Annotated in this window: 12 protein-coding genes; 5 read left to right on the plus strand and 7 right to left on the minus strand. The window is 60.3% G+C overall.

Annotation, left to right across the window (positions count from 1 at the left end; translation table 11 throughout):
* Window positions 1-97 precede the first annotated feature (97 nt).
* Both BFP96_RS18495 and BFP96_RS18500 read left to right on the plus strand, forming a co-directional pair.
* Window positions 98-3,580 carry an AAA domain-containing protein gene (locus BFP96_RS18495; protein ID WP_065936778.1) on the plus strand — a complete coding sequence of 1,161 codons (3,483 nt, stop codon included), beginning with the start codon at window positions 98-100 and terminating at the stop codon, window positions 3,578-3,580.
* A 144-nt stretch (window positions 3,581-3,724) separates the two neighbouring features.
* Window positions 3,725-5,923, plus strand: a complete 2,199-nt coding sequence (locus BFP96_RS18500; RefSeq protein WP_065936779.1) for an OsmC domain/YcaO domain-containing protein — start codon at window positions 3,725-3,727, stop codon at window positions 5,921-5,923.
* Between the two features lie 299 nt (window positions 5,924-6,222).
* On the opposite strand, the gene BFP96_RS18505 is transcribed toward BFP96_RS18500, so the two are convergent.
* The 5 genes from BFP96_RS18505 to BFP96_RS18525 all read right to left on the minus strand — a co-directional run bounded on the left by BFP96_RS18505 (window position 6,223) and on the right by BFP96_RS18525 (window position 11,206).
* Window positions 6,223-7,389, minus strand: coding sequence for a cystathionine gamma-synthase (locus BFP96_RS18505; RefSeq protein WP_065936780.1), 1,167 nt, complete (start codon window positions 7,387-7,389; stop codon window positions 6,223-6,225).
* On the minus strand, window positions 7,386-8,762 hold the full coding sequence (locus tag BFP96_RS18510) for a pyridoxal-phosphate dependent enzyme (protein WP_065936781.1): 1,377 nt from the start codon (window positions 8,760-8,762) through the stop codon (window positions 7,386-7,388). Before BFP96_RS18510 ends, BFP96_RS18505 begins: the two co-directional genes overlap by 4 nt.
* 283 nt (window positions 8,763-9,045) lie before the next feature.
* Window positions 9,046-9,528, minus strand: coding sequence for a VOC family protein (locus BFP96_RS18515; protein ID WP_065896832.1), 483 nt, complete (start codon window positions 9,526-9,528; stop codon window positions 9,046-9,048).
* Window positions 9,529-9,597: 69 nt separating this feature from the next.
* On the minus strand, window positions 9,598-9,984 hold the full coding sequence (locus tag BFP96_RS18520) for an ester cyclase (protein WP_065896833.1): 387 nt from the start codon (window positions 9,982-9,984) through the stop codon (window positions 9,598-9,600).
* Window positions 9,985-10,000: 16 nt separating this feature from the next.
* Window positions 10,001-11,206, minus strand: a complete 1,206-nt coding sequence (locus BFP96_RS18525) for an MFS transporter (protein ID WP_065936782.1) — start codon at window positions 11,204-11,206, stop codon at window positions 10,001-10,003.
* A 94-nt stretch (window positions 11,207-11,300) separates the two neighbouring features.
* On the opposite strand from BFP96_RS18525, the gene BFP96_RS18530 reads away from it, so the two are divergent.
* Window positions 11,301-12,194, plus strand: a complete 894-nt coding sequence (locus tag BFP96_RS18530) for a LysR family transcriptional regulator (protein ID WP_065936783.1) — start codon at window positions 11,301-11,303, stop codon at window positions 12,192-12,194.
* A gap of 149 nt (window positions 12,195-12,343) precedes the next feature.
* The gene (locus tag BFP96_RS18535) at window positions 12,344-12,892 is read left to right on the plus strand and encodes a hypothetical protein (protein WP_065936784.1); all 549 of its coding nucleotides are present in this window, start codon (window positions 12,344-12,346) and stop codon (window positions 12,890-12,892) included.
* 175 nt (window positions 12,893-13,067) lie between these two features.
* On the opposite strand, the gene BFP96_RS18540 is transcribed toward BFP96_RS18535, so the two are convergent.
* Window positions 13,068-13,883, minus strand: a complete 816-nt coding sequence (locus BFP96_RS18540; RefSeq protein ID WP_065936785.1) for a hypothetical protein — start codon at window positions 13,881-13,883, stop codon at window positions 13,068-13,070.
* 701 nt (window positions 13,884-14,584) lie between these two features.
* The gene (locus BFP96_RS18545) at window positions 14,585-15,067 is read right to left on the minus strand and encodes a GNAT family N-acetyltransferase (protein WP_065936064.1); all 483 of its coding nucleotides are present in this window, start codon (window positions 15,065-15,067) and stop codon (window positions 14,585-14,587) included.
* Window positions 15,068-15,186: 119 nt separating this feature from the next.
* Between BFP96_RS18545 and BFP96_RS18550 the strand changes: the two genes are divergently transcribed.
* Window positions 15,187-15,702 (plus strand): GNAT family N-acetyltransferase, encoded by a 516-nt coding sequence (locus tag BFP96_RS18550; RefSeq protein ID WP_065936065.1) that lies wholly within the window; start codon window positions 15,187-15,189, stop codon window positions 15,700-15,702.
* Window positions 15,703-15,757 lie beyond the last annotated feature (55 nt).

Consider the following 15,757-nt stretch of genomic DNA (forward strand, 5'->3'; position numbering starts at 1 on the left):
GTGATTGCCCATCCGCACACGGAACCGCTACCCTCGGGTTTGACCTCCCCAACCACCGACCGTAACAGTGAGTCACGGTCTGCACCGAATCAGGACGATGAACGACTACTCTCTGAAGCTTGCCAACTACTGGCGAAACTCGTTGGCCGACGCGGAAAACGGCAACGGTGCCTTGTCCCCCAGCCATGTCAAAACCTACGCGGTCATACCTTTGGCCGCCCTGGCCGCCGGTTGTCTGCCGGCTGAGCAGGTGGAACTCCTGTTCGCCGACGAACCGGCGCAACGGCTCCACGTGGATATCACGCTGCGCCCGTTTGTGTATGCCTCGCGCCAGGAACACCGCATGGCGCGCAGAGGGCTGCCGGCCTTTATCACACCGATCATTTGTCGAGTGTCGGTCACCCGCGACGGGCTGATCTATCCGACCGGTCCCACGCTGGTACCCCGCGACATCCTGGAACCGTTGGACCGCGACAATTTCACCATCGGCGCTCAACCTGACCTGGACAGGTTTTTAACCGCGCAAGACGCACCCCGATTCGAAGTGCCGGCCCCCGGCACAGAGGTGCAGCCGGACGAATATCGCGACAAATGGCTCACCTACCTGCGCTACTGCAAGACGATGTTCCAAACGGTGTGCAACGCCTGGAATGGCGCGGACGACGGTTTCGATCCGGCCAGCTATTGCTACGTGTTCAAGGAGCAGAAGGCGGACGGTTTCAGTCGCAATATCGTTGCGCTATACGATCACCTGCGCCTCGCCAAACCCGAGGCGCCTTTGTTCGAGCGCTTTGCACAACGCGAATCCACGCCCGATGAACCCTGCCTGCCGGCCAATGGCCTGTTCGCCGGACGAGGCGGGCATGCCGGTGACGAATACGCGCTGGCGCCGGCCCAACGCGACAGTCTCGCGCACCTGCTGGTGGGTAACACCGGGGATATCCTCGCGGTCAACGGGCCGCCGGGCACCGGCAAGACCACGCTGCTGTTGTCCGTGGTCGCGTCGCTCTGGGCCAGGGCCGCCGCCGAGGGCGGCGAGCCGCCGGTGATTGTCGCCAGTTCGACGAACAACCAGGCGGTCACCAACATCATCAAGGCGTTCGGTAAGGACTTCTCCGAAGGCACTGGCCCCTTTGCAGGGCGCTGGCTTCCCGATATCAGCAGCTTTGGCGCCTACTTTCCGACGGCCTCGGCGGAAGCGGAGATGGCCCGCACCTACCAGACCAAGAGCTTTTACCTGGCGCTGGAGACGCAGGCCTACGTCGATAAAGCGCAGCAGGCTTATCTGGCGCGCGCCGCCATCGCTTTTCCGGGACAGTCACAGCCCACGCTCAAAAACACCGTAGACGCGCTTCAGGCCAGGATTCGCCTGCGCCTGCAGCAACTGAGTGATATCGAGCAGGGATGGGCCAGATTGCGGGTGGCGCGCGACGCCCTCAAGGCCGTGCTTGGCGATGATCCACAGGCGGCGATTGCGGGTCTTGACGCTCAACTGCGGGCACATTCGGAGCGGCTGACCAATGCCAAGGCACGTCTGAAAGATTTCAGGCATTACCTGGCCCATGAGTCGCTGGTGTATACGCTGTTCGGTTGGTTCGGCCCGATTGCCGCCAAGCGCCTGCGCCTGGCCAAACTGCACATCGATGAGGCTGACGCACAGCTGCAGGAGGCCACCGATGTGCATGACATCGAGCGCCGGTTGACGGCCGCCGTGGCGCATCACGCACAAAGCCTGAAAACCCTCGAAACCCAGCGTGAGCGTGTGGAGCAACTGCTGCGCGGCGAACAGCGTGAACTGTTGAACTGGCAGGCGGTGATTGGCCGGTTACCCCAGGCGGCCGGCAAGCCCGCCGCCCAGGTGACCCTGGAAGACTGCGATCGCTGGGCGGACACCTCGTTGCGCTTCGAGACCTTCCTGCTGACCACGCATTACTGGGAAGGGCGGTGGCTGTTGGAAGTCATCGACGAGCTGCCGCTGATTCTCAAGAGCCGCAACAAAACCGGGCGCAAGACGTTGGAAAAAAACTGGCGCCGCTGGATGAAGCTCACGCCTTGCGTCGTCGCGACGTTCTACCGGCTGCCCGCAGAGCTGTCGTGCAAGCGCCATGACGGCAATGGTTATGTCGACGATTACGCGCTGAATTTCATCGACCTGCTGATCGTAGACGAAGCCGGCCAGGTGCTGCCCGAGGTGGCGGCGCCGTCGTTCGCCCTCGCGCGGCAAGCGCTGGTGATTGGCGACACGCAGCAGATCGAGCCCATCTGGTCGGTGCCGCCGGCGGTGGATATCGGCAATCTGCTCGCCACCGGCCTGCTGTCGCGCAGCCGCGTGGACGATGAGTACGAGGCCTTTTGTGACAGTGGACGCAGCGCCGCCAGTGGCAGCGTCATGGCGATTGCACAGTCCACCAGCCGCTATCACTACGACCGCGACCTGGCGCGCGGCCTTTACCTGTACGAACACCGCCGGTGTTATGACTCGATCATCGATTACTGCAACGCGCTCTGCTACAAGGGCAAGCTGCAACCACGGCGCGGCGCCAAACCCGACGGCGGGCTGCCGGGGCTGGGGTACCTGCATATCGACGGGATCTGTCAGCAAAAGCAGGGCGGCAGCCGCCATAACCTGCTGGAAGCCCAGACCATCGCCGCCTGGATCAAGGCCCATGAACAGCCACTCACTGAGCGCTACGGCAAGGAACTCTGGGAAATCCTCGGGGTGATTACCCCATTTGGTGCCCAGACCCAGGCCATTACTGACGCGTGCAGCGCGCTGGGTATTCGTACCGGCAAAGGCGACGGCGAACTCACAGTGGGCACCGTGCACTCCTTCCAGGGCGCCGAACGGCCAGTGGTGATTTTTTCCGCTGTGTACTCCAAGCATGCCGACGGTCCTTTTATCGACCGCCGCGACAGCATGTTGAACGTGGCCGTTTCCCGCGCCAAAGACAGTTTCCTGGTGTTCGGCGACATGGACCTGTTCAGCCAGATACCCGTCAGCAAACCCCGTGGACGTCTGGCGCAGTACCTGCTGAACAGCCCGGAAAATGAGCTCACGTTCGACTTCCAACCCCGGGCGGATTTGCTCACGGTGCGCACCGGCTTGAGCCACCTGCATGAGTTTGCCGAGCATGATCGGTTCCTGTTGCGAACCCTGGAAACTGCGCGTCAGCAGGTGCAGATTGTCACGCCGTGGGTCAAGTTGCGCGGGATGCGCGAAAGCGGTGCCTTGGACGCGATGGGCGACACCGTGCAGCGAGGCGTGCCGGTGACGGTCTACACTGACCTGCGCTTCAACACCGAAGGCAAGCCGGCCAAGGCCGCTTACTTTCAGGATGCAATCGCAGCGCTGAAAAACCATGCCGTGCAGGTGCACGTGGTCAACAAGGTACACAGCAAGCTGGTAATGGCCGATGAGGAACTGCTGTGTGTCGGTTCATTCAACTGGCTGAGCGCTGCACGCTCGGGCGATTTTGTGCACCATGAAACGTCCATGGTCTACCACGGGCCGGACGTCAGCAGCGAGCTGGCGATCAACCGCAAGAGCCTGGCGCAACGCCTGAGCTCAAGCCAGCCCTAGTCTCGCGCAACGCTATGCCAGCGGCCGCAGGCTGTTGGCATAGCGCTACCGATCAGCAGCCCACGCGCAAAACCCTGCGACTTCCCGGCGAAAATCTTCATAATGGCGGCCATTTTGTTTAGCCCGTTATTCTGGTGTGCCCGCATGGAAATTAAGGTCAACTTTCTCGACAACCTTCGGCTTGAAGCCAAGTTCGATGATTTCACGGTGATTGCCGACCAGCCGATTCGCTACAAGGGCGACGGTTCGGCGCCGGGGCCATTCGATTACTTCCTGGCTTCGTCGGCGTTGTGCGCGGCGTACTTCGTGAAGCTGTACTGCGCCACGCGCAATATCCCCACGGACAATATTCGCCTGTCGCAGAACAACATCGTCGACCCGGAAAACCGCTACAACCAGATCTTCAAGATCCAGGTCGAGCTGCCGGCGGACATTTCCGACAAGGACCGTCAAGGCATCCTGCGTTCCATCGACCGTTGCACCGTGAAAAAAGTAGTGCAGGCCGGGCCTGAGTTTGTGATCGAGCAAGTGGACAACCTCGACGCCGACGCCCAGGCGCTGTTGATGCCCAACTCGACGTCGGAGGCGGGCACCTACATCGCAGGCAAGGACCTGCCGCTGGAGCAGACCATCGCCAATATGTCGGCGATCCTGGCGGGCCTGGGCATGAAGATCGAGATCGCCTCGTGGCGCAACATCGTGCCCAACGTCTGGTCGCTGCATGTGCGCGATGCCCACTCGCCGATGTGTTTTACCAACGGCAAGGGCGCGACGAAGGAGGGCGCGCTGGCGTCGGCACTGGGCGAGTTTATCGAGCGGCTCAACTGCAACTTCTTCTACAACGATCAGTTCTGGGGCGAAGAGCTGGCCAATGCACCGTTCGTGCATTACCCGGATGAGCGCTGGTTCCAGCCGGGTCCGAACGACGAGCTGCCGAGTGAGATCCTCGACGCCTACTGCCGCAAGGTCTACGACCGCGAAGGCGAGCTGCGCGGTTCGCACCTGTTCGACACCAACTCGGGTAACGAAGCGCGGGGCATTGTCTCGCTGCCGTTTGTGCGTCAGTCCGATGGCGAGGTGGTGTATTTCCCCTCCAACCTGATCGAAAACCTCTACCTGAGCAACGGCATGAGCGCCGGCAACACCTTGGCCGAAGCCCAGGTGCAGTGCCTGTCGGAGATTTTCGAGCGGGCGGTGAAGCGCGAAATCATCGAAGGCGAATTTGCCCTGCCGGACGTACCCGCCGACGTGTTGGCCAAATACCCTGGCATCCTCGCCGGTATCGAGGGCCTGGAGGCCCAGGGCTTCCCGGTGCTGGTCAAGGATGCGTCCCTGGGCGGTGAATTCCCGGTGATGTGCGTGACCCTGATGAACCCGCGCACCGGCGGTGTATTCGCCTCGTTCGGCGCGCACCCAAGCTTTGAAGTGGCGCTCGAGCGCAGCCTCACCGAACTGCTGCAAGGCCGCAGCTTCGAAGGCCTGAACGACTTGCCGCAGCCGACCTTCGAAGGCCAGGCGGTCACCGAGCCGAACAACTTCGTCGAGCACTTTATCGACTCCAGCGGTGTGGTGTCGTGGCGCTTCTTCAGCGCCCGGTCGGACTACGAATTCGTCGAGTGGGACTTCTCCGGCCACGGCGAAGACTCCAATGTCCAGGAAGCCGCGACGCTGTTCGGCATCCTGGAAGGCATGGGCAAAGAGTCGTACATGGCGGTTTACCAACACTTGGGCGCCACGGCCTGCCGCATCCTGGTGCCGGACTATTCGGAAATCTACCCGGTGGACGACCTGATCTGGGACAACACCAACAAGGCGCTGTTCTTCCGCGAAGACATCCTCAACCTGCACCGCCTTGATGAGGGCGCGTTGCAGGCCTTGGTCGAGCGCCTGATCGAAAGCGAGCTGGACGACTACACCGATATCACCACCCTGATCGGCATCGAGTTCGACGACAACACCGCGTGGGGGCAACTGACCATTCTGGAACTGAAACTGCTGATCTTCCTGGCCTTGAAGCAGTATGAAGAGGCCAAGGAATGCGTGGAAATGTTCCTGCAGTACAACGACAACACCGTCGAGCGTGGGCTGTTCTACCAGGCGATGAATGCGGTGCTGGAAATGGAACTGGACGACGACCTGGAGCTGGCCGACTACGAAGCCAACTTCCGGCGCATGTTCGGCAATGAGCGCATGGACGCAGTGATCGGCTCGGTCGAGGGCAGTGTGCGCTTCTACGGGCTGACACCGACCAGCACGAAGCTGGAAGGGCTGGACCGGCATTTGCGCCTGATCGACAGCTACAAGAAGCTGCACAGCGCGCGGGCCAACATCACCCAGGCCTGATTAGCACAACCAATGTGGGAGGGGGCTTGCCCCCGATAGCGGTGGGTCAGTTGCCAATAAGCTGGCTGATACACCGTCATCGGGGGCAAGCCCCCTCCCACATTTGATCGATTTCTGACTTTAGATGTGTACCAGGGCCTGGGGCCAGATCTGCCCGCGCCGCCTAACCTCGGGCCGATTAGCACAACCAGTGTGGGAGGGGGCTTGCCCCCGATAGCGGTGGGTCAGTGGCCAATAAGCTGGCTGATACACCGCCATCGGGGGCAAGCCCCCTCCCACAGTTTGATTGGTGTTTGAGGTTAGATGTGTGCCAGGGCCTGGGCCAGATCTGCGCGCAAATCCTCTACATCTTCAACCCCCACCGACAAGCGCACCAACCCATCCCCAATCCCCAACTGCGCCCGCGTTGCCGCCGGGATGCTCGCGTGGGTCATGATCGCCGGGTGTTCGATCAGGCTTTCCACGCCACCCAGGCTCTCGGCCAGGGCGAAGATTTTTACGTTTTCCAGAAAGCGTGTGGCGCCCGCCAGGTCGCTGTTCAGGTCCACCGAAATCATCCCGCCAAACCCGCGCATCTGCCGTTTGGCCAACTCGTGCTGCGGGTGGGATTCAAGGCCTGGGTAGTACACCCGCGCCACCTGCGGCTGCTGTTCCAGCCAGGTCGCCAGTTCCAGCGCGTTGCTGCAATGGCGCTCCATGCGCAGGGCCAGGGTTTTCACGCCGCGCAGGGTCAGGAATGCATCGAAGGGCCCGGCGATGGCGCCCACCGAATTTTGCAGAAAGCCCAGGCGTTCGGCCAATTCCGGGTTGTCGCCAACAACGGCGATGCCGCCGATCACATCCGAGTGGCCGTTCAGGTACTTGGTGGTGGAGTGCACGACTATATCGCACCCCAGCTCTAGTGGGCGCTGGATCCACGGGCTGGCGAAGGTGTTGTCGGCCACACACAGAATGCCGCGCGCACGGCACACGCGGGCAATGGCGCTGAGGTCGGTGAGGCTGAGCAGCGGGTTGCTCGGCGTTTCGACCCAGACCATGCGCGTGTCGTCTTGCAGCGCCGCTTCGAAGGCCGACACGTCACTCAAGTCTACGTAGCTGAACCGGTGCCCGGCACTGCGCTGGCGCACCTTGTCGAACAGGCGGAAGGTGCCGCCATACAGGTCATTGCCGGAGACGATATGCGCACCGGCATCAAGCAACTCCAGCACCGTGGAAATCGTCGCCAGCCCGGAGGCAAACGCGAAGGCCTGAGTGCCGCCTTCAAGGTCGGCCACGCAACGCTCCAGCGCAAAGCGCGTGGGGTTGTGGGAGCGCCCGTAGTCAAAGCCTTTGTGCACGCCAGGGCTGTCTTGCAGGTAGGTGGAGTTGGCATAGATCGGCGGCATCAGCGCGCCCGTGGTCGGGTCGGGGGACTGTCCGGCATGGATCACACGGGTGGCAAACGCGCTTTTATCGGACTGGCTCATGCAAGGGATCTCCGTAAATGGTTGAGCAGGTCGACGCGGGTGATCAGGCCATGGAAGCCCGAGGCGTCGGCAATGATTGCGACCAGGCCGCGATCCAGTTCCGCCTGCAGTTCGGCCAGGCTGGCGCCGGGGGCCAGGGTGTGCGGGGTGCGGGTCATGGCGCTGGCCACGCTCATGGAAAAGTGCGTGGCGTCCTGATGCAGGCCCAGCAGCAGGTCGGATTCATCGATAACGCCCGCCAGTTGCTTGCCGTCGATCAATACCGGCAGTTGCGAGACATCCGCCAGGCGCATGCGCTGGAAGGCGGTGAGCAGGGTGTCGTCGGGGCTGACGCTGATCACCCGGCCATCTTCGAAACGGCGGGCGATCAGGTCGCGCAGGTCGCCGTAGTGCTTGTACTGCAACAGCCCGGCGTCGTTCATCCATTGGTCGTTGTAGACCTTGGACAGGTAGCGCGTGCCGGTGTCGCACACGAACGTCACCACGCGCTTGGGCTCGGTTTGCTCGCGGCAATAGCGCAGCGCGGCGGCGAGCAGGGTACCGGTGGAAGAGCCGCCAAGAATGCCTTCGGCCTTGAGCAGTTGGCGGGCATGGTCGAAGCTTTCTTCATCGCTGATGGAGTAGGCGTGGCGCACGCTGGACAGGTCGGCAATCGACGGAATGAAATCCTCACCGATGCCTTCCACGGCCCAGGAACCAGGAGTTTCAAGCCGACAGCTGCGGCTGTACTCGGCCATCACCGAACCCACCGGGTCGGCGAGCACCATGGCCAGTTCGGGCTGCACGCGCTTGAAAAAGCGGGTCAGGCCGGTGAGGGTGCCGGCCGAGCCGACGCCCACCACAATCGCATCGACATCATGCTGGGTCTGCGCCCAGATCTCCGGTGCGGTGCTGGTTTCATGGGCCAGCGGGTTGGCGGGGTTGTTGAACTGGTCGGCAAAGAACGAGCCCGGAATATCCTTGGCCAGGCGCGCGGCCACGTCCTGGTAATACTCGGGATGGCCCTTGCCCACGTCGGAGCGGGTGATATGCACCTCGGCGCCCATGGCCTTGAGGTGCAGCACTTTTTCCGTGGACATTTTGTCCGGCACCACCAGCACCACCCGATAGCCCTTGGCCCGACCGACCAGCGCCAGGCCCAGGCCGGTGTTGCCGGCGGTGGCTTCGATAATGGTGCCGCCAGGGAGCAGGCGGCCGTCGCGCTCGGCGGCGTCGATCATGGCCAGGCCGATACGGTCCTTGATGGAACCACCGGGGTTTTGCGATTCAAGCTTGAGAAACAGCGTACAGGGGCCGGTGTCGAAGCGGCTGACCTTGACCAGCGGCGTGTTACCAATCAGTTCAAGTACGGCGGGGCGGGAGAGGGTAGGCATGTCGTCACCTGGGTTGCGGGATGGGCACAGGGCGGGGCACAGCAAATCACAGCATGGCTTGAAACATAGGCCGCTATCGCCAGGCCCGCAACCGGGCGGTCCGATGCATGACTTTTTTTGGCGCATGGGCGATGGGGCAGCGCAAAATCGCGATTGCGATGCAGATCAACTGTGGGAGCGCCCGAGCCTTGGCGATGCCGCGATGGCGGCGGCACCGCTGGCATCTATGTTCCTGACCCACCGCAATCGCGACCTCGCTAAAGCTCGTGCGCTCCCACAAAAATCAGCGCCTGGCAATGGCCGCTTCGATGGCGGCAATGTCAATTCTGGTCATGGTCATCATCGCCTCGAACGCACGCCTGGCGACGCCCGGGTCTTTACTGGTGACCGCATCAACCAGCACCCGCGGCGAGATCTGCCACGACAACCCCCACTTGTCCTTGCACCAACCGCAGGCGCTTGCCTGCCCACCGTTGTCGATGATGGCATGCCACAACCGGTCAGTTTCCTCCTGGTCATCCGTCGACACCTGAAAGGAAAACGCTTCACTGTGCTTGAACATCGGGCCGCCATTGAGGCCTACGCAGGGGGTCCCCAGAACCGTGAAATCCACCGTCAGTACATCGCCTTGTTTGCCGGCTGGGTAGTCGCCGGGTGCAAGGTGCACCGCCTTCACCTCGCTATTCGGAAACGATTGGGCGTAGAAGTTTGCCGCCTCCAACGCATCGCCGTTGTACCAGAGGCAGACGGTATTTTTGTTGTTCATTGCAGACTCCCGACTTGATAGGAGTGTGAAGTCTAGACCATGGTCCCGCCTTGTCGGCGCCTGTTCCCGTCACAACTGCTCGGCGATCGCGGCCTTGTCAATCACCGACCAGACGCGAGCGAATTTCCCGTCGACGCATTCATAGAACACGTTCTCGTCGAACACCACCGTCTTGCCATTGATCGGCAGCCCGAAAAATTCACCCCTGGGGCTGACCCGAAAGTTCAGCCGACTGGCGACCGTCGGCGGGTCGGCAACCAGCAACTGAATGCGGAACACCAGGTCGGGAATTTCCCGGAAGTCCCGCTCCAGCATCGCCCGGTACCCCTCCAGGCCGACCGGGCTTGCGTTGTAGGTGACATCGGAGTGGACAAAATCACCCAGGTGCTGCCAATCCTGGCGATTCAGACAATCGATATAGCGTTTGTAGAAGCTGGCGAGTGGGTCGCGGGTCATGGGCTACTCTCTTCGGTTAAACGCGCTCATCCACTATCGTCGGCAAATGGACGCCTGCGCAAGTGCCTGAACCCTTACGCCGCGAACGCCAGCCCAACCCCAGCACCATCAGCAAACCCAGCCCTGCCATCAACGCACCGGCCAGGGAAATGGCCGGATAGCCGAGCCCGGCGTTGATCACCGCGCCGCCCACTGCCGCGCCAATCGCGTTGCCGAAATTGAAGGCACCGATGTTCATCGCCGAGGCCAGGTTGGGTGCAGCTTTAGCCGCTTCCATCACGCGCATCTGCAACGGCGGCACCAGGGCAAAGCTGGCGGCGCCCCACAGCAGGATCGACAGTGCGGCAGGCAGCGGCCATTGCATCAGCACCGAGAAAGCCAGCAGCACGGCGATCAGCACCACCAGCGATGTGATGAGCGTGCGGTCCACCGAGCGGTCCGCAGACTTGCCGCCCCACACGTTGCCCAGGGTCAGCCCGATACCGAACAGCACGAGCATGCCAGTGACGAAGTTAGTCGATGCGTGGGTGACATCCCGCAAAATCGGCGCGATGTAAGTGAATACCGTAAACATTGCACTGGAGCCCACCACCGTCAGCGCCAATGCGGCCAGCACCGGCCCGCGACCCAGCACACGAATCTCCGCCATCAGGCTGCCGCCTTTCGGCGCGGGCGCATTCGGCAATGCCCACCATAGCGCCGCCATCACCACCGCACCCAGCCCGCTGATGCCCCAGAATGCCGTGCGCCAGCCAAAGTTCTCACCAAACCAGGTCGCCAGCGGCACGCCCCCGATGGTGGCCAGGGTCAGCCCCAGAAACATCGCCGCGACCGCACCCGCGCGTTTTTCCGGCGCTACCACACTCGCCGCCACGATCGCGCCAATGCCGAAGAACGCCCCGTGGTTCAACGACGTCACTAGCCTCGCGATCATCAAGGTCTGGTAATTGGTCGCCAGCGCCGACAGCAAATTACCCAGGGTGAAAATCGCCATCAGCCCGATCAGCAGATAGCGGCGTGGCACCCTGGCCGTCGCCAGCGTCATGATCGGCGCGCCAATCAACACGCCCATGGCGTAGGCACTCACCAACAGCCCGGCGGCGGGAATGGAAACGCCAAGATCGGCGGCAATACCGGGCAACATGCCCATGGGTGCAAACTCTGTGACCCCAATGCCAAAGGCACCGACGGACAACGCTACAAGGGGTGGATTGATACGCATGGGTGACTCCTCATCTGTGTGTCGAATGCTACAATCCAGGCTTTTCAAGCAGTAGCCCTCGATTGGGAACTACACCTTTGCGCAGGAGGCAAAAATGGACGTGGGCGGTCGCTCAGGCGAGATGGAAGTGTTCACCCTGGTCGCCGAACACGGCAGCCTGTCCGGCGCGGCGCGCGCCCTGGGGCTGACGCCTTCGTCCATCAGCCGCATCATCACCCGCACCGAACAGCGCATCGGCACCCGGCTACTGCTGCGCACCACCCGCGCCATCACCTTCACCGCCGAAGGCGAAGCCTACCTGCGCGGCGCCCGGCGCATCCTCGCGGACATGGCCGAAGTCGAAGACGCCATCACCGACCAGGGCACCCCACGCGGCCGCCTGCGAGTCAGCGCAGCACTGGCCCATGGCCGCATGACCATCGTCCCACTGATCGCCGCCTTCAGCTCCCGCTATCCCGCCATCGTGGTCGACCTGATGCTCGGCGATGAAGTGGTGGACATCCTCAGCGGCCAGGCAGACGTGGCCATCCGCTTCGGCCCACTCCCCGACAGCCCCTTGACCGCCCGGCACATCGGCTCAACCGGCCAAGTCATCGTCGCTTCCCCGGACTACCTGGCCCGGCACGGCACCCCGGTGACACCGCATGATCTACTTGAGCACAACTGCCTGCGCTTCAACTTCCGTCGGGCGGCTCCCGACTGGCCGTTTCGCATGGACGGGCGGGAGTTTTCGCTGAAGGTGGCGGGAACGATTGAAGGGAACAGCGGCGAGGCCTTGGCGCAATTGGCGAAGCTGGGGGCGGGAATTGCGCGGGTAGGGACGTTCAGCGTGGCGCAGGATCTTGAACGCGGCGACCTGGTACCGTTGCTGGAGGCTTATAACCCGGGGGATGTGGAGCCGATTCATGCGGTGTTTGTGGGCGGCACGGCGATGCCGGCGCGGGTGAGGGCGTTTGTGGATTTTTTGGTGGAGCGGCATGGGGGGTGACGATATCCCTGGCTGTAGCGCTTAGCGGATAGTTGGTATATGTCGGTAAGGCCGGGGGCTACGGTGATCATTCGTGACGCCAGGGCCGGCGAAGAACTGCGCAGTGAAAGTCCATATCACTGCCGTTGAACCATAAAAAAGGGATTTTCATGAGAACGTTTCTGATCGCAGGCCTGGCCTTAGCCATGAGCGGCTGCGGCAATATTTCCAACATCCGTGCTTACTCCACGGCCTATGTTGAACCCGCCTCAGGTGATACCGCGCGCTTGCGTATCATCACCAATGGCATGGCGCGTGGCGTGCCGGGCCGCGACTGCATCGACTGGCGCGTTCCCGGCGCCGGGGTGATGGCCGTGTCCGAATCCGGCTTTGCCGATCAAAATAATGGTCGCAGCCTGGGCATGCCCGAGAGCAACCGCCGAGTGGAAGGGCAAGCGCTGGCGCGTACCGAGTTGAAAGTGCCGGCGGGCAAACCTTTCGCGATGAACTTCCAGAGTGAAGGCTACGCCTCCGGCGGCTATTCCTATAGTTGCCGGCAAAGCTTTCGTTTCACCCCGCAGGTGGGTGAGGACTATGAGCTGATCCTGTTGGAGAGCGGCCAGTGCCTGGTCGCGTTGCAACGCTTGAATCCCGCGGGGAAACCTGAAAACGAGACTGTTGAGAAGGCAGGGCTCTGTAGAGCGATGGATGTTTTTTAGTTCAGTACGCCCGCACTCATTACAGTAACGGGCGGCTCCTGGCTGACTGAAGGGCTTTGGAGCAGTTCGCTTTGGGACGATTTCTGCTTCTCACGAAAGGCATGAATCGGCCCAGAGTGTGTAAAAAACCTTCGTCATTGATCCGTGCAGTGACACATTGGTTGCTTTGAACTGGTCAGACCGTCGAAAGAGCAATCGCTTTTTCCAAGACCGCTTGTAACATCTGGTCCGGTGATTGTTCCTTGTTAAAGAAGCTCGGGGAGAATTTATCAGAGTTATTTTCAGTCGATTGCCTGAGCAGGGCGAGCGGCCCCGATTGTCCTAACTGCTCTTGGTAAAGACTTTTTATACTGTCCCTAAAGCCATCAGGGTATGCCGCTTTCTCGACCGCTGGAAGATCATCGAAATAGTCCATGATGCCTTTGAAGATTTCACTGTTGTCACCGCCGTTTGTTATATTGGCGTACAACTTGGAAAAATAGGTTTCATCTTGCTTACTAAGCTCCCCATAAGCGGCATATCGTTCTGCATCCGTATAGGCTCCTGAATCATCATAAACAATATTGCTTAGCCCGTTTCGGGCCATACCTTCAAATGGGTTTGGAAGTTTTTCGGGGGGGCGCTTAGAAAGCCCAATTGCGTAATCCAGTGACTGCTGACCTAACCCCAAACGGGCAGGGTCGTCTGTTTTAGGAAGTAGATCCTCATTATTAAGATTCCCGCCAGCAATCCGCTGCCCGAAATTGTACACATCGCTCTGAGCTTTTGCATATTGTCCTTTTAAATCCCTATTGGACATAGAGGCTTGTTTGTCATCAGCGTTACTTAATGCGTAAAGTGCCCGTGCAGAATCGGAGATTGTGATGGTTTCCGTCGTCTTGGGGGTGGCATCCCCTGAAGGTAAATTTACAGGGTTGGACGAAGGCGGCTTCTCTTGTGTAGACACTTTTGCCTGTGTACTTGCTTGATACGATTTAATCGACATATCCATGGTGATACTCCATAAACCGTATCCGCCACACTGGTCAGGGCAAATGTGGTCGTTGCAGACGGCAGAATCGTACTTGGGGAGGGGACTACACTCCCTGAAAAGTAATCGAAAGTGTAGGCGGCTGGACCGGTCGTAGAGTTCTTTACCTTGACGGTGACGATTATGCCTGCCTGGGCAGATGCAATCATAGAGGCGAATAGAGTTGCTGCCCCGAACAGTTTAGCGAATCTCATAAATATCCCTTTAATTTGAGAATCACTATGACGCTTGTCCTTGCGCGTCGTCTTGTATAGAAAAGACAGCAAGACTCAACCTCTATAACGGCAGGTGACCAGAATTCTTTAAGCCAAGGGTTGCGTTTTTGACACATCGGATGAATAACGAATTCACAACCTGCAGGAACTAACACATATCCAGCCTGCAACCCTTCAATTTCAATAGCTTGCGCAGTGGTCCTGGTTGCCGCTGCCGGCTATCACCATAGTGGCGAGGAACTGCGCAGCGAGAGTCCTTATCACTGCTGCTGACCCTGCCAGCAAACCTTCCGCTTCACCCCAAAGGCGGGCCAGGACTGTGAACTGATTCTGTTGGACGGTGGCCGGTGCCTGGTCGCGTTATAGCGCTTGAACCCGGCTGGCCAAGCTGAAAACGAGCCTGTTGAAAAGGCAGAGCTTGCGTACGTCGAGGTGCATCATATCCAGCTAGCAGGCTGGGCCAATCGCCGGAACATTCTGACGAACATAATAATTGTCGAATTCACTGCTTTCGATGAACTGGAAGCCATGGCGGGTATAAAAGCGATTGGAAGCGCTTTCCTTGAGAGCACCCACTTTAATAGGAAGCGCAGCTGCATCCGCCTCTTTGAAAATCTGCGTGAGAACAGCAGACCCCACCCCTGATCCTTGCGCGCTCGTCCTTACATACAAGTGGTCTAGCAAGAGTTCATTGTGGTGATGTTTGACCACTACGAAACCCACCCTCTCTCCAGATACCTCGATGTAACGTGTGCAGCGAGCTTCAAAACCGCCAAGAAACCGCTCCCGCGCACGGACCGGATCAAACCGCCCAACACGCTCCAGACTTTCGCGCATGGCCTCAATTCGAATAGCTACCAGATTATCCAAGTCGCTCTGTTGAGCGGGGACCAAAGTGATGGGGGAATTTTGATTGGGTGTGACGGGCATAGGGTGTGCTCCAACTACCATCCTGGGGGCTCAGTATAGAGAGCCTGACACTGATGAAGCGACCCGCATGGTATGTTCACGGCATAAATGGAGTAATGGACCCCAGGAAGGAAATTGCAATGCCAGTCGACACCCACCCAATCCGCATTCTCTCGCAACGCCTTAGTATTGAGCCCTTCTGCGAGCAGGACGCTGCTGAGTCTTTCCCTTGTCTCACACCGTCTCTGACTCGCTACATGTCCTGGGAGCCGCCTGCCTCGCTAGAAGAGTACGCGCAAGTCTGGGAGCAGTGGCTGCCTGCGATAGCGGATGGCAGCGACATCGTGTTCACGGTCAGGGAACTGGTGAGTGCCCGTTTTACCGGCTTGGTCGGGCTGCACCATACCGGCAGTGAAACACCGGAGTTAGGTATCTGGATCCGTGAAGATAAACACGGGCTGGGCTTTGGTGGTGAAGCGGTGCGGGCGGTTGTTCAGTGGGCTAGCAAGCGGGTGGCGGCAAAGCACTTCATCTACCCTGTTGCGACGCAGAACCGTGCGAGTCGACGTATTGCCGAAGCTTTGAGGGGAGTCGTCATTGAGAGGCGAATGACGGAGAAATATGATTCGGTTGTGTACCAGATACCGGGGGTTTAACTCTGGGTAACAGGTTTGCCGATTGTTGTCCTTCACGAACGGTAGAAACCGGCCA

The organism is Pseudomonas sp. 34 E 7, from assembly GCF_900005715.1.
GTDB lineage: Bacteria > Pseudomonadota > Gammaproteobacteria > Pseudomonadales > Pseudomonadaceae > Aquipseudomonas > Aquipseudomonas orientalis_A.